The 14,656-nt window shown below is 45.9% G+C and carries 14 protein-coding genes; 5 read left to right on the forward strand and 9 right to left on the reverse strand.

Annotated features, from left to right (window positions below; genetic code table 11):
* Window positions 1–23 precede the first annotated feature (23 nt).
* From BM415_RS09640 to BM415_RS09665, 6 genes are all read right to left on the reverse strand, one after another.
* Complete coding sequence (locus tag BM415_RS09640) at window positions 24–1,646, reverse strand: peptide ABC transporter substrate-binding protein (protein WP_091157244.1); 1,623 nt, start codon at window positions 1,644–1,646, stop codon at window positions 24–26.
* A gap of 103 nt (window positions 1,647–1,749) precedes the next feature.
* Entirely contained in the window at window positions 1,750–2,829 is a 1,080-nt protein-coding gene (locus tag BM415_RS09645; RefSeq protein ID WP_280142855.1) for an ABC transporter ATP-binding protein, read from the reverse strand.
* Window positions 2,830–2,832: 3 nt separating this feature from the next.
* Window positions 2,833–3,759: an ABC transporter permease gene (locus tag BM415_RS09650; RefSeq protein WP_091157248.1), complete on the reverse strand. Its 927-nt coding sequence runs from the start codon at window positions 3,757–3,759 to the stop codon at window positions 2,833–2,835.
* A gap of 3 nt (window positions 3,760–3,762) precedes the next feature.
* A complete protein-coding gene (locus tag BM415_RS09655; RefSeq protein ID WP_091157251.1) occupies window positions 3,763–4,695 on the reverse strand; it encodes an ABC transporter permease in 933 nt (310 codons plus the stop codon).
* Window positions 4,696–4,710: 15 nt separating this feature from the next.
* Window positions 4,711–5,535, reverse strand: coding sequence for a M55 family metallopeptidase (locus tag BM415_RS09660; protein WP_091157254.1), 825 nt, complete (start codon window positions 5,533–5,535; stop codon window positions 4,711–4,713).
* Between the two features lie 217 nt (window positions 5,536–5,752).
* Window positions 5,753–6,076, reverse strand: a complete 324-nt coding sequence (locus BM415_RS09665; RefSeq protein ID WP_091157257.1) for a DUF3870 domain-containing protein — start codon at window positions 6,074–6,076, stop codon at window positions 5,753–5,755.
* 383 nt (window positions 6,077–6,459) lie between these two features.
* Between BM415_RS09665 and BM415_RS09670 the strand changes: the two genes are divergently transcribed.
* The 4 genes from BM415_RS09670 (at window position 6,460) to BM415_RS09685 (ending at window position 10,627) form a co-directional block, all read left to right on the forward strand.
* Window positions 6,460–8,136 carry a PhoX family protein gene (locus tag BM415_RS09670; protein ID WP_244533200.1) on the forward strand — a complete coding sequence of 559 codons (1,677 nt, stop codon included), beginning with the start codon at window positions 6,460–6,462 and terminating at the stop codon, window positions 8,134–8,136.
* 45 nt (window positions 8,137–8,181) lie between these two features.
* On the forward strand, window positions 8,182–8,421 hold the full coding sequence (tatA, locus tag BM415_RS09675; RefSeq protein ID WP_091157259.1) for a twin-arginine translocase TatA/TatE family subunit: 240 nt from the start codon (window positions 8,182–8,184) through the stop codon (window positions 8,419–8,421).
* Window positions 8,418–9,158, forward strand: coding sequence for a twin-arginine translocase subunit TatC (gene tatC, locus BM415_RS09680; protein ID WP_091157262.1), 741 nt, complete (start codon window positions 8,418–8,420; stop codon window positions 9,156–9,158). Before tatA ends, tatC begins: the two co-directional genes overlap by 4 nt.
* 149 nt (window positions 9,159–9,307) lie before the next feature.
* Window positions 9,308–10,627, forward strand: coding sequence for an MFS transporter (locus BM415_RS09685; protein WP_091157264.1), 1,320 nt, complete (start codon window positions 9,308–9,310; stop codon window positions 10,625–10,627).
* 127 nt (window positions 10,628–10,754) lie between these two features.
* On the opposite strand, the gene BM415_RS09690 is transcribed toward BM415_RS09685, so the two are convergent.
* The 3 genes from BM415_RS09690 to BM415_RS09700 all read right to left on the reverse strand — a co-directional run bounded on the left by BM415_RS09690 (window position 10,755) and on the right by BM415_RS09700 (window position 13,732).
* Window positions 10,755–11,651, reverse strand: coding sequence for a chemotaxis protein (locus tag BM415_RS09690; protein WP_091157266.1), 897 nt, complete (start codon window positions 11,649–11,651; stop codon window positions 10,755–10,757).
* Between the two features lie 207 nt (window positions 11,652–11,858).
* Window positions 11,859–12,785 (reverse strand): AEC family transporter, encoded by a 927-nt coding sequence (locus BM415_RS09695; protein WP_091157268.1) that lies wholly within the window; start codon window positions 12,783–12,785, stop codon window positions 11,859–11,861.
* A 32-nt stretch (window positions 12,786–12,817) separates the two neighbouring features.
* A complete protein-coding gene (locus tag BM415_RS09700; RefSeq protein ID WP_091157270.1) occupies window positions 12,818–13,732 on the reverse strand; it encodes a serine/threonine protein kinase in 915 nt (304 codons plus the stop codon).
* A 287-nt stretch (window positions 13,733–14,019) separates the two neighbouring features.
* Between BM415_RS09700 and BM415_RS09705 the strand changes: the two genes are divergently transcribed.
* A complete protein-coding gene (locus BM415_RS09705) occupies window positions 14,020–14,649 on the forward strand; it encodes a chromate transporter (RefSeq protein WP_091157273.1) in 630 nt (209 codons plus the stop codon).
* Window positions 14,650–14,656 lie beyond the last annotated feature (7 nt).

Genomic DNA, 14,656 nt, shown 5'->3' on the forward strand with positions numbered 1-14,656 from the left:
CAGCAGAGCCATCAGCTGCCTGTTTATTTTAATTCAGCGAACTTGAAGTCAATATAGCCGTATGCATGTCGAAGCACCCCAGTTAAATTCTCCTTCTGCATAAACACCGAATTATAAAAATACATCGGCATAATCGGCATCTCTTCCATAAGTATGCTCTCTGCTTCATGCAAATACGTAAATCGTTTCTCCACATCCGGCTCGTTATAAGCATCTTCGATCAATTTGTCATACGCACTGTTGCTCCAGCCTGTACGGTTATTAGGACTGCCGGTCACGAATATGTCCAAGAAATTAATCGGATCTGCAAAATCAGGGAGCCAGGAGCTTCTTGACATTTGGAACTGCAGACTCTTCTGCTCGTCTGTCAGCACTTTGCTCTCCTTGCTTGCCAGCGTAATATCAATACCAAGATTGGATTTGATCATGGCCTGCATCGTTTCTGCAATCTTCTGATGGAGATCATTAGTGTTATAGGACAAGGTTACGGCCGGGAGGGTATCATACCCTTCTTCCTCCATCCCTTCTGTCAGGAGCTGTTTAGCTTCCTCAATATTGAAGCTTACAAGCTCTCCGCCTTTGTCACGGAAATCTGCTCCGTCTCCTTCAAGCAGTCCGTAGGATACAAGTCCCGTTGCCGGCTTATGCTTCTGCTTGATCACCAGATCTACAATCTGCTGTCTGTCTACAGCCATAGTGAATGCTTTACGAATCTTCGCATTGGTGAACGGCTCCATCGTTGTATTAAAACGATAGAAATACGTCCCGGCTGAATCTTCAATCGTTGCCTTACCTTCATCGATCAGAGATTGAATTACATCCGGCGGCAAGCTTCCAGTAATATGCAGTTCTCCACTCTCATACAGCTGATAGGCTGTCGTTGAATCGTCCACCATCTTCATCGTAATGCCGTCCAGCTTGACGTTTTCCGCATCCCAGTACTGGTCATTTTTCACCATTTGAATCTCGGCATCATGCTTCCATTCCGTCAATTTGAACGGTCCGTTGCTTAGAATGGAAGTAGCCTCCGCCGCCCACTGCGCATTTCCTTCAACGGTTGACTTATGTACTGGGAAAAATGCAGGGTTCGACATCATACCGAGAAACCAGGGAGCGGGCTTGTTCAGCGTGATTTGGAGTGTGTGCTCATCTACCGCTGTAACCTGTACGTCATCTGCGGTGCCTTCTCCCGAGTTATACGCTTCAGCTCCATCAATGACATAGGCAAGCGTTGCGGATGCAGCGCCAAGATTTGGATCCAGCATACGTTTGAATGCAAATTCAAAATCCGATGCTGTAACCGGATCACCGTTAGACCACTTGGCATCCTCCCGTAGAGTGAAGGTATATTGCTTCTCATCGTCTGCAATTGTCCACTCACTCGCTACGCCTGGACCTGGAGTATGATCCTCTTGCAGACGCGTCAGCCCTTCCATAAAATTGTTCAGCACATCATTCGATACCTGATCAAAACCAACGGGCGGATCAAGTGACGTCGGTTCCTTGCCGTTATTGACGAGCAGAATCTTACTGTTCGCATCAGCAGAGTCTCCTTCTGCTCCACTGCCCTCTCCTCCACAAGCCGCCAGCACAAGACACATGATCATAATACAGTTCAAGAACAACATGGACCGGTGTTTCTTCATTGATTACTCCCCCTTAAGTTTATAAATGTATATAGAATCAATTTCATAGCTAATTCGTATGAAATTGATTCGATTTCCGGCAATGTATGTGTCTATGGATCGCTCAACCAATAGAAGAACGTATCGCCGGCTCAAGCACTTTTGGTGTGGGTACTGATTTCTTCGGGAACACACCCTTGGAGCGTTCGTCGAGCAGCCAGCAGGCGGCTGAATGTTCAGGAGCTCCGTCCATGCCCACGTTTGGCGGATCATATGAAGTGCATACTTCCATTGCATAAGGACAACGTGGCGCATAAGCACAGCCTTTTGGCGGTGCGAACAAATCCGGCGGTGTTCCGGGGATGGATGTAAGCGGCTTGCTGCGATCACCGTCTACACGGGGCATGGATGCAAGCAGTCCTTGCGTGTATGGATGCTTTGGATCATAGTAAATCTGCCTTACCGTACCGGACTCCACAATCTTACCTGCATACATGACACAAACACGGTGAGCTAGATTGGCGACAACCCCCAAATCATGTGTAATCATAATGATGGATACACCCGTTTCTTCCTGCAGCAATCTGAACAAGTCCAATATTTGTGCTTGGATCGTTACATCGAGTGCTGTAGTCGGCTCATCCGCAATAAGAATGGAAGGATTACCTATGGCAGCGATCGCAATCATGACCCGCTGTCTCATCCCACCACTGAATTCATGCAAGTACTGCTTGAGCCGAGTGTCCGGATTCTTAATTCCGATAAGCTGCAAGATATCGATGGCACGCTTCTTTGCCTCAGTCCTGGAGAGCTTCTGATGATGCCTGATCCCTTCCATGAGCTGTTCGCCTATCGTCATCGTTGGATTAAGTGCCGTCATCGCATCCTGAAAGATCATCGTGAGCTCCCGGCCGCGAAGCCCCCTCATCTGCTTCTCCCCAAGGCTGACCAGCTCCATATTTTTATACTTGATGCTGCCTTCGTTAATCGCAGCGGTCTGCTTGGGCAGGAGGCGCATAATGCTTCTCGCGGTCACACTCTTACCGCTTCCAGACTCCCCGACGATCGCCAGCGTCTCTCCTGTATGGAGGGTAAAATTAACCCCCCGCACGGCCTGGACCCTGCCGCCATACGTTGCAAACGAAACATGCAGATTATTCACTTCGAGCAGCGGAGCTGCTCCCTCATTCCTCATTGTCATCATGTGTTACCTCCTCTGCTTCGGATCAAATATCTGATGAAGACCGTCACCCAGTAGATTAAATGCCAGCATCGTCAAAGAGATAAATAATGATGGGAAAAGCAGCCGCCACCAATAACCGGATAATATCGTAGACATTCCGTCATTTGCCATCGTGCCCCAGCTTGCAAGTGGAGCCTGAATGCCAAGGCCAAGAAAGCTTAAGAAAGCTTCCGAGAAAATAGCCGACGGAACCGAGAAAGTGACCTGCACGATGATGACGCCAAACGCATTAGGCAGCAAATGTCTTCGAATGATGTTCCACGAACCTGCCCCCAGTGCTCTGGCAGCGAGCGTATATTCAGAGGATTTCAGCTGTAGAACCTGTCCACGCACGATTCGCGCCATGCCGATCCATCCAGTCGCAGTTAGCGCCACGATGATTGTAAGGAGGCCGGGACCCATGGCAACCATGAGCAAGATAACAATAAGCAAATACGGAATACCGTACAAAATATCAACAATCCGCATCATGACATTGTCAACTCGGCCGCCGAAGTATCCGGCGATCCCGCCGTAAATGACCCCAATCGCAAAATCGATGACAGCAGCGATAAGTCCAACCCCAAGCGAAATCTGCGCTCCGTATATAATGCGGGCAAACACATCGCGTCCAAGATCATCCGTTCCAAACCAGTGGGCTGCGGACGGCTTCTGATTGGCATTCACCAGATCCTGATCCGCATAGCCGTGTTCAGCGATGAGAGGACCGAATACAGAGAATACACTGAGTAGAACGATGACGATGAGTCCTGCAAAGGCAAGCTTGTTCTTGTACAGCAGTATCCATGCCCTTTGCCAAGCGGGAATCTTTGGTCTTACAATCGCTTCCGCCTCTCCGGCTTGGCGTTTCATGGGTACAAATAGATGATCAGGTACATGGGGTGCTTGCATAACCTAAGCCCCTTTCTTATGAAGTTTAATTCGCGGATCAATCAGGCCGTACAAGATATCAACGATAAACATCATGATAATGAGCAGCGCGCTATAAAATACGGTCGTTCCCATAATGACGGAATAATCGCGGTTATTGATGCCATCGACAAAGTATTTTCCCATTCCCGGAATGGCAAAGATCTTCTCAATAACGAAGCTTCCCGTCAGGACGTTAGCCAGCAAAACGCCAAGCAGCGTAATCACCGGCAGGACCGCATTACGAAGAGCATGCTTCACGACAATAGTAAAAGGTGGAAGACCTTTGGATCTGGCGGTATCGATGTAGTCTTGAGTCAGCACCTCTATGAGATTTGCGCGAGTAAGTCTTGCGATCGTAGCGATCGGTCCAGCCGCTAGCGCCAGTGCAGGGAGTACCATGTGCCTCCACGTTCCCCACGTGGCTACCGGCAGCAGCTTGAGTTCAACCGCGATATATTTAATTAGCAGCGGTGCAAGCACGAAGCTTGGAACAGCAACCCCAATAACAGCCAGAATCATTGCCATATAGTCGATGATGCCGTTTTTTTGCAGGGCGGCGATCGTTCCCAGAAGAATACCGATGAGTATGGAAATACTTATGGCCACAATGCCCAGTTGAAATGAAACGGGAAATCCCCGTTCAATCATACTGTTAACACTGTCGGGGTAATGAGATATGGAAGGACCCAGATCCAAGGTTAGAAGAGATTTTAAATATTCGAAGTATTGAATGTAGAGAGGCTCGTCCAGATGATAGAAGGACATCATGTTCTGGATTACATTGGCGTTCGCTTCCTTTCCATCCCGGTCAAACGGCGACCCTGGAATCGAATGCATTAATAGAAAGGTAATCGTAATGATCAGCCATAACGTAACGACCATAGATATGAATTTACGAAGAATATATTGTGCCATGACATGACTCCTTTATCAGCAAAATGCAGTTCTCATTGCAAGCTCAGTCATTACAAGCATGGCTTGGTAGGCTTCAAGGATGTCGTCTGCCTGATAGGATACGACTGGGGAATAACGTTCCATCTTCGTTTTGGGCATAAGGTGAGCCCACTCTGCCTGACCGTAATTGGCAAACTCTAGCGTCAGAAGCGGATTCGCCGGTGGAAGCAGCGGCTTGACGCGTTCTTTGTTCGCTAATGCTTCAATCGTCTTCTCCCTCAGGAGCTCACCACTCTGGGCGGGGGTCAAGCACAGCGCTGACGTGCGTGAGATTTGTTTTTTTACAATAGCGGTTGTGACATAAGGAATCAGCTCCTCGGCTTCCGCTGCGGTCTCATCATCCCCTGCCACAAGCAGGACGGGAACTCCAAAATGTCCTGCAACATAGCTATTGAATCCAAGCTCCCCTACAGCCACTTCATTGATGTACATATTCCGAATGCCGAAGATCATCGAGTGACTTAGCACTCCCGGCCTTGCAGCTCTTGAATGGTAGCCGAGAAATGCAGCTCCCTCATAGGTGGAATCGAGACCCTGCATCATGGAGTAGGGTTTCACATCTCCTGATATTAACTGTGCCCTTGGGTACAGCTCCTCAATGATCAAATTATTCATTTTGGAATGACTGTCGTTAACGACAACTTCACCAATTCCTTCACCAAACGCCGCTTCGATCACATGATTGGCCTCAGCCGTCATAATCCGCTGACCCCGGTTATAGTTCCGCTTAGCAGAATCAACGAAAGTATCATCCACAAGACCAGTAACGCCTTCCATATCAATTGAAATATACAGTTTCATTCAGAACGGCCCCCTATAAAATCGTAATTTGAATGCAAAGCTCTACTAGAGAATAAAAAAAACAGCAAACCATAACTCGGGCAGCTGCTCCTTACATGAGAACATGTCTGACCCTAGTTATGATTTGCTGGATTTCATTTACGATATGTTGTACGCAAGGCCTGATATATGACATAGCCGGTACATGTGAATAAATAAAGCAGCACATCTTCTATATTCAATTATGGTTAATGATCGAGCGATACTTCTTCTGTGCATCCTTAAAGGCGACAATAATTGCCTTCTGTGAGGAGCCGTGATATCTCGAACGAACCTGCTCACTTATCGTGTCCAGATCATTCATCGTCTTCCCTATAAACAGAGTTCTGACAAAGGCGGAGGTCAGCGGAATGGTCGAAGAGCAGCCGGCATCCACAATCTTATCATTGGTTGTATCAATAACCAGACCGATAAAAAAAGCACTAAACTGCTGTGTAATCGGATTATTCACCGAGGTCTGTGCATCGCCTACGATATAAATCGTATCCGGATTATAGTCCAATGGCTTGTCCTCCTGGATCAGCTTCAGCTTAAGCGTCGATCAAGGATGCAAGCGACTCTTGTCCCGAGTTCCTGCGACTTGATTAGACATCTGAAGTTGAATTATGTAATTTATTCTAACAACAAACTAACTTATTTGTAAATATCATTTATGAAATTGTTTCAACTATGTAAAATGATGTTCATTACACCCCTTATCCTCTTCATCTGAGCTTGAATTATGTCAGTTATATGTTATATAAGGACAGGAATTCATCCATTCAAATCTACTTATTTTACATTTCTTTTGCATTGAGATGAATTGGAATTTACAAACTCCGCTTATGCTTGTTTACATGAGGATTTGTCAAAATCCGACTGATAAATAACAAGGAGTGTGTTCTTTTGAGCGAAAAAACGATTGATCGCAAAACATTTCTATCCTATCTTGGTACAGGCGCTGCTGCCCTCGCCGCTGCTTCTGCCGGACTTGGTACGCTTGACGGTAAAGCCTCTGCAGCATCCAGTGCGAACCACCTCTTTGGATTTAATACCAATAAAGTTACGGGATTTTTCGATCCAATTGATCCTTCTATGGAAGACGAGCTCGTCTTGCCAAAGAACTTTAAGTATGACGTTGTTGCTGCCTTCGACGATATTATTAATCCGGCAGGAGAAAAATTCGGACAAGGTGCCGACTACAACGCATTCTTCCCTATCGAAGGATCGAATACGAGAGGACTCCTTGTTACAAATCATGAATACACGAATATCTTCGCCCTCGGTCCAGTAGCGGACAGTGGTCCTACCAAGAAGCAAATCGAGCAAAGCCTCTATTACCAAGGCATGTCGGTCACAGAAGTATATCGAGATGAGCAAGGTGTGTGGAAGCTTGATCCGACTTCGAAATATGCACGCCGTATTACAGGCTTCACTTCTTTTGATATTACGGGTCCTGCTAAGGGCACAAAGGTATTGGGAAATGCAACCAAAGCACAAGGGACATTTGCTAACTGCTCCGGCGGAGTCACATTATGGAATACGGTATTGTCCTGTGAGGAGAATTTCGAAGATCTCGCCGGTCAAGCGAAGCTGCCTGAGACACATTATGGCTGGGTTGTAGAAGTGGATCCGTTTGAAGCCTCTTTCCGCAAAAAACATACCGCACTTGGGCGATTCAATCACGAGAATACGGCGATGGGCATCGCCAAAGACGGACGGGTAATTGTATATATGGGCGATGACAAGAAGGACGCCTGTGTGTACAAATTTATCAGTAAAGGGAAATACAACAAAGCGAGCGGACGTGCAAATTCTGCCTTGCTTGAAGAAGGCACACTGTATGTTGCCAATCTTAAAGTTGGCAAGTGGGCTCCTGTAACCATTGAAGCCGTAAAAGAGGTTCTCTCTTCCGACAACTTTAAGAATCCCTATGGTGTATCAGGTACGAAGGAAGAGCTGCAGAAAAAGTTCACTTCCCAAGCCGATGTCGTAACTTATTGCCACCAGGCTGCTCTGCTTGTCGGCGGTACTCCAACCGATCGCCCGGAGGATATCGAAATCTCGCCATTTGACAGCACGGTATTTATTTGCCACACAAACAACGATATTCATGGCAATATTCACGGTCATATTACCCGTATTTTTGAGAACAACGATGATCTCGGATCACTTGAATTCAATTTCGAAATCTTTGCTGCCGGCGGCAGACAATCCGGCTTCAGCTCCCCGGATAATCTGGCTTTTGATTCGAACGGCAACTTGTGGGTCGTGACCGACATTTCAACAAGCAGTCACAACAAGGGCGTATATAAATCGTTTATGAATAACGGTTTGTTCGTCATCCCTACAAGCGGCAACAACCAGGGTCAAGCACTGCAATTCGCTTCGGGTCCTAAGGATTCAGAGCTGACAGGTCCATACTTCACACCAGATGAGCAAACTCTGTTTATTTCTGTACAGCATCCCGGTGAAATGACGACAGACCTGAAGAATCCAACGAGCACATGGCCTCACCGTAAAGGAGATAAGAAGGCGCGTTGCGGAGTTGCAGCGATTAGCGGATTTAAGCTGGGACTATAAGTTAGCAGTTGGTTTCGTAATCTAAATTCTACAGGAGATGATATTATGCCTGGAATCGGCAATATCGGAATCGGCGGACTTGTTCTGATTCTTATTATCGCGCTCATCATATTTGGTCCATCCAAGCTGCCTGAGCTTGGACGTGCCTTTGGACGGACACTCAGTGAATTCAAGGGGGCCACTCGTGGACTGATGGGTGGAGATCAAGATGAGGAAGAGAAGAAAAAACAAACCGAAGCGGGCAACACTGCTTCTGTTAGCAGCTCCGGATCTAATTCACAATGAGTAACAATCCAAACGAATTAAACATGATAGGGCATCTGGATGAGCTGCGAAGCCGGCTCATTCAGACGCTCGTCACCTTCCTGCTCTGGATGGTCACCGCCTTTATCTTTGTAAAGGACATCTATGATATTCTTGTATCGGATATGGAGCGCAAGCTGATCATTCTCGGTCCATCAGATGTCATGTGGGTGTACTTCATGATCGCAGGTGTGGTTGCTATTACCTTGACGATCCCTGTGGCAGCATATCACATATGGAAGTTTGTTCAGCCTGCTGTGCCGACCGCTGCCCAGCGTTCTACATTAATTTTTATACCTGTTTTGACCCTCATGTTTATATTCGGTATCTCCTTTGGTTACTTTATTTTGTTTCCGATGGTGCTTCATTTTCTGAATGAGATGGCAGCAGGTTCGTTCGAGACAATGTATACTGCGCAGAAATACTTTACTTTTATGATCCACATGACGGTCCCTTTTGGCCTGTTATTTGAGATGCCTGTCGTCGTCATGTTCTTGACCAAGCTGGGCATATTAAATCCAGCCAAGCTCGCGAAGGCGCGCAAGGTTTCCTATTTTATTCTTGTCGTCGTTGCAGTCACGATCACACCGCCGGATATCATGTCCGACATTCTTGTCATTATCCCTTTATTTTTACTCTATGAAGCGAGTTTAACGATATCAAAAATGGTATACCGTAAGCAGCTTCAGTCTCAGTCAGAGTCGAGTCTGGCCGCGTAAACTAACTAAGTTCCAATCCCGTAATAGCCCTGTTTATGCTCCTTCATTCCCGACGGAGCATAAACAGGGCTGTTTTAGTTTATTATCCTGTTCTTGACAAACAGCTGGGCATACAGGCTTAATAGATTAGGACAGGAGGAGAAGACAACTTGAGGATTTGGCAAAAATGGAATGCGGAAATTAGAAGCTGGCCCCGCAATATCCAGCTTTTTTTTCTTGCAAATATCCTATATCAAATGGGCGGAGGCATGTTCTCCGTGCTCTACAATTTATATATTCAGGATCTAGGCTACGACGCAACGATGAATGGTACCATTATCAGCGTGCAGTCCATTGCAACGGCTATCATGTTCATTCCTATAGGACTTCTCGGCGACCGATTAAGCAAAAAGCCGATACTCATTATAGGCGCGCTCTTCAGCGGACTAACCTTTATTGGACGGGCTTTTGCTGTAGGGGAACCTAATCTTTTATGGCTGGCCGTATCTTCAGGACTATTTGCTTCTTTCTTTCAAGTACTTGCTATCCCTTTTCTAGCCGGCAATGTCGGCGAGCATAATCGGCTGCGGCTATTCAGTATCCATGCTTCCCTTGTGCTGGCAGCCCAGGTAATCGGCAGCTTTGGCGGCGGAGTGCTTGCTGATGTGCTTGGTTACTTTGGTATCCATAGCCTTTCTAGTTTACAGATCGTTCTGCTCCTGGGCGGTATAGCCACATTTCTTGGTACGCTTCCGTTATTTCTAATCAAAGATTCTCCCGTAATACATCAACCTGCAGCTGCAATTCGCTCGAACACCGTTTCTGAATCGAATATGAACAGAAGCGTACATACCAATACGGCAGCAGAGCAGTCGAAATCTGACTTTCAGATCATTAAGCACTTTGTGCTGACACAGCTCCTGATCGGAATAGGATCTGGTCTGGTTGTTCCTTACTTGAATTTGTATTTTACAGACCGGTTTGATATCAGTCTCAGCCTGATGAGTGCCCTAATCTCGTTAGGTCAAGTTATGACCATTATATCGATGATGATTGGACCTACCCTTGTTAACCGAGTAGGACCGATTCGTGCGATCTTTATTTTTCAAAGCATGTCTCTGCCTTTCCTGCTGCTGACCGGCTTCACCCATTCATTACTTATTGCCTCCGTCAGCTTCTTGTTCAGACAAGCTCTAATGAATGCGGCAAACCCGATTTTTTCATCGATACTAATTGACCATGTGTCAGATCGAAGACGAGGCATCGCGAATTCACTTATGCAGACCGCCTTCATGATCGGCTGGGCTACGATGGGCCCTGTCCAATCCTATCTCGTTACAACTTACGGCAGCTATCAAGGGTATGCCATTACGTTCACCATAACAGGAGTTCTGTATGTTCTGGCTTCTACCTGGTTCTATATGGTGTTTCGAAAGAAACATACCAATAAGCTGGAACAACCTGTGCCAGGCAAATCTTCCTCCATCTAAATTCAATTACGCTGCGCAAAATACGGAAGTAAAAAAAAGCGATCACTATAAACTCATGTCACTCATGTCAGTTCATAGCAGATCGCTTTTTATATTCATTATCATTATAAATCTCTTGCTTGATCCCTTATTTCTTTTTTCGTCCTTTATTAGCAGAGCTGCCAGCGCTCAATGAGTCCTTATCCCGGTTCACATACGTATACGTCTCGGCCAGCTTCTCCGCTATATGTCTGACCACCTTGCGGTTCTTCATATAACCATTATGACAGAAAGGATTCCAGAAGGTCAGCGGATTACCCACATTCAAATCAATGTCCTGCTTTACCGCCTTCTCATAGGCGGGGTCAATATTTCGCAGGGGGTATCCCAATATATCATCCTTGTCAAAAAAATTAACCCATTCTCCTTGCAGACCCGGGAAAAGCTCCTGACCTTCCTTGGACGGCACGACAATCGGCTTGCTAAAATCGCGATATCTCAGACTCCATAACGGAAGCGTTGTACCGAGTGAATAAAAATGCGTCAGGGTATCTCCTCTCTCTAAGGGTGAGGTGGTATCGATAACTCCTGGAAAGTGCCTTGATGTATACTGCAAATCGTAGAAAAAGTTACTTGCTATTACGCTGCCCAAGCTATGTGACACAACACATAAGGGAGCATTATTCCCTACTCTTTGCGATAAGCTGTGCAGTGTATTACTGATCGTCTGGTGCACGGCATCATAATTATGTCCATTCGTGTCGACCGGTTGGTATGCGACAGCATCCGCCAAATAGTAGATAAGGTATCGGCGGAGATGCTTGTAGCGAAGCTTCTTACTTAATACCAGCTCCTGATAGATCCTCTCCTCCTCCTTACCGAATACATCGGCCCAGTAAACAGGCTCTACTTCGATGTATGGCCTAGCGGAAGGTACCTGCATGACACTTGAGAAGGCTTTATCCAGCTTCTTCATGAACCTTTCAGCGTATTCCTTCTTCTGAAGCCCCAGTCCATGCACCACAATGACCGCAATCTTCTGCACCTTCACCCTCTCCCCTCTATCATGTATAAGATAACAGAGCTTAACATTCACAAGTTTCATAAAACCGAATTAAACGAAATTCTGAAGTGAATACTCATCCATGGAGATATGGGTATGTATGTTCCCCTATTGTATACGATGCAGGTCCTTTCGAACATTGGTCATAAGTCCTTATTTTCCGCATAGGAAGTCGGATGTTCAATGAGATTAAATTTGCAGGACTGCAATCGTTCCCGTTACTGTCAGCGTACTCAATAGTGTCGAAAAAAAGACCGTTTGAGAAGAAAATTCCGGTTCATTATCGAACTGTACGGCGAGAATCATACTGCTGAGTGATGTCGGTACCGCAGATGAGACGATTAAGGCCTTGGCAACCAGCCCGTCGATCCCCATCATCCATACGGTAAGTGCGGCCAGCAGCGGACCTGCAATGAGTCTTAGAAACACAGAAATGGCTACATTCGTGCTGCCCTTTTTCGCGAAAGTCCATTTCATCGCTCCTAACTGCACACCAAGCGTCAAGAGTGCCATGCCAATAAATGCAGTATATAAATAATTGAGCGGTGTCTGAATGCTATTCGGAAGAGGCACTTCAAGGAACCTCAGCAGGAGAGCTGCGGGAATGGCATAGATCACAGGCTGTCCCGCGATCGTTCTCCAAATATCCTTCAGCTTGGCACGGTGAGCATTGACACTGTAAATTCCATATGTATTCGGTATGAAGGATTGAAGCATAAGGATAATGACTTGTACGCCAAGCGTCAGCGGATTACCTGAGAAGGCAAGCTGGTTAATCGGAAGTCCATAATTTGCGCTATTGGCGAACAGTACGCTGTTACGCAGTGCAGCAGGCATTCCGCCCTCCAGCTTACGGATTTTGATAAAGACAGAACATACGACATATTGCAGCAGCATGAAAATAAAGAAGAAGCCTATGACCTGCCCAAACAAAGACATGGTGATGTCTGTCGTATATAAGAGATTAAAGACAACGGCCGGAGACAGGATATAGAAGTTAATGTTTGATAACGTTTTGACATCAAGTCCTCTCGTTCGTCTGACGATAAAACCTACAGCCATGACTAGAAATAAGGGGATGACGTTGTTCAGCAAAATGTTTAAAAATAGGGTCATGATGTAAGATCCTTTCTATAGAAAAAGCTTCTTTACTCAGAGAAATGACGTTGTTTAAGAACATGTAAATGATTCATGAATTCATCGGTACTTGAATATGGCTCCTTCAGCTCAAGCAGCCGTTCGATAACCTTCTGTAACTCGGGCGAGATTGACAACTCCTCCTGCCAGCTCCGTTCAGAATCTGTGCCATCCGCGGACTCGTAGCTCGAATACAGCATGAACAGCATAAAATGTCCAATATCTGCAAGGTCGGATTGCTCCTCTGCCAGCTTGAACTGCGCTGCATAGGAATGGCTATTGCTGGCTGCCTTGGGCCGATTGGCCGTTTTTAACTCCTGTGTACACCTTGTCTTCCGTGTCTTCTTTAGCTTCATTCGGTTCTTTTGATTCTTCTGAATCCCTTGCGGCGGTGCTTCGCCGATTTGTCGTGCCAGGCCAAAATCAATTAAGCTAAGTCTCTCATCCTGAAATAGCACATTCGGAATTCGCAGATCCAGATGAACATACCCTTTCTTATGAATATACTGGACTACATCCAGCAGCATGAGTGTCATTTCAATACAAGAAGCTTCATCATATTTGCGGCCCTGCTCAAAGATTAGATCCTCGAGTGTATCTCCCTCTACATAGGTCATGACAAGATAGGTGTGCTTGCCTTCATTAAAAAAATCAAGCTGTTCAGGAATCTGCGGATGACGGAGCGCCTGAAGTATGTTCCTCTCTCTTGCCAGCAAATGCTGTGCATATTCCCCCTTGCTGGGTCTAGACTGCTTAAGTGCAACGATTGCTCCACTCTTCTGATCTAGACATTTATATGTCATGCCATAGCTTCCTTCACCAAGCAGCTGCAAATTGACATATCGATCCCCAAGCACCGTATTTATTTCTGCTGGATAATCTCGCCATGCGGACAGGAATGAGCCCAGGAATGAAAAAAAACGCATAAATCAACGATTCTCCTTTGATGAATAGACTGTGAACGCTTTATTCACATCGCCCATTTATTATAGCATCAATCTGCGAATGAGGATTTCACGAATTAACGCCATTTGAGTTCAGTCCGGTAGTTTATACCAATTTAGAATAAAGATTACTTATTTTTCACAAATTAATCGGCTTATAGTCGTGATAAACTAGCTATAAAAAGTTAATTAACCGCAAGTTAATTTCATTTTGACAAAAAGATGCTATAATGACGATATATTCAGTCAACAAGAGGTGAAGACTCATCATGACTTCAGGCGTGAAAAACACAATTAAACGATGCTTTCAATTATTTTGGCTTTTCTTTAAAATAGGACCTTCAACCTTTGGCGGTGGATATGCAATGATTCCCGTGCTTGAACGAGAGATTGTGGAGAAACGGGGCTGGATCAGCAGACAGGAAATGAATGATCTAATGTCCTTGGCTGGATCCGCTCCGGGTGGTGTTGGGGTTAATGCTTCCGCTTTTATCGGGTATCAAATAGGTAAAGTGCCAGGAGCTATAGCTGCCACTGTCGGGATCACGCTTCCGACCTTTATCATTGTTTTTATTCTAAGCAGCATCTATTCTGCCTTTCAGCATGAACCGAAGGTGCAGGCCGCTATGAAGGGAATTCACGGCGCGATTATCGGTCTGATTGCCGTCGCTGCATACAAAATGGGCAAGAACGCTCTGTTTGACCGCACCACGATCACCATTGCCGTCGCATCTCTGATTGTATTAATGGCTACGAGCATCAATCCGACTTTGATGATCCTGATTGGACTTGTACTCGGGATGGTCATCATCTCTGTTAAGAGAAGACTTGGAATGATGGTACAAACCGAGAAGAAATCGGCTTCAGAACATTCAGCAACGATCGAATATTACATTTAGGAGACTT

Source organism: Paenibacillus sp. 453mf, from assembly GCF_900116105.1.
GTDB classification, from domain to species: domain Bacteria; phylum Bacillota; class Bacilli; order Paenibacillales; family Paenibacillaceae; genus Paenibacillus; species Paenibacillus provencensis.

What these genes read in the sequence shown, in the direction of transcription:
- BM415_RS09640 (WP_091157244.1), bottom strand. Translation starts at nt 1,646, where the DNA reads ATGAAGAAACACCGGTCCATGTTGTTCTTGAACTGTATTATGATCATG.
- BM415_RS09645 (WP_280142855.1), bottom strand. Translation starts at nt 2,829, where the DNA reads ATGATGACAATGAGGAATGAGGGAGCAGCTCCGCTGCTCGAAGTGAAT.
- BM415_RS09650 (WP_091157248.1), bottom strand. Translation starts at nt 3,759, where the DNA reads ATGCAAGCACCCCATGTACCTGATCATCTATTTGTACCCATGAAACGC.
- BM415_RS09655 (WP_091157251.1), bottom strand. Translation starts at nt 4,695, where the DNA reads ATGGCACAATATATTCTTCGTAAATTCATATCTATGGTCGTTACGTTA.
- BM415_RS09660 (WP_091157254.1), bottom strand. Translation starts at nt 5,535, where the DNA reads ATGAAACTGTATATTTCAATTGATATGGAAGGCGTTACTGGTCTTGTG.
- tatA (WP_091157259.1), top strand. Translation starts at nt 8,182, where the DNA reads ATGCCTGGAATCGGCAATATCGGAATCGGCGGACTTGTTCTGATTCTT.
- tatC (WP_091157262.1), top strand. Translation starts at nt 8,418, where the DNA reads ATGAGTAACAATCCAAACGAATTAAACATGATAGGGCATCTGGATGAG.
- BM415_RS09695 (WP_091157268.1), bottom strand. Translation starts at nt 12,785, where the DNA reads ATGACCCTATTTTTAAACATTTTGCTGAACAACGTCATCCCCTTATTT.
- BM415_RS09700 (WP_091157270.1), bottom strand. Translation starts at nt 13,732, where the DNA reads ATGCGTTTTTTTTCATTCCTGGGCTCATTCCTGTCCGCATGGCGAGAT.
- BM415_RS09705 (WP_091157273.1), top strand. Translation starts at nt 14,020, where the DNA reads ATGACTTCAGGCGTGAAAAACACAATTAAACGATGCTTTCAATTATTT.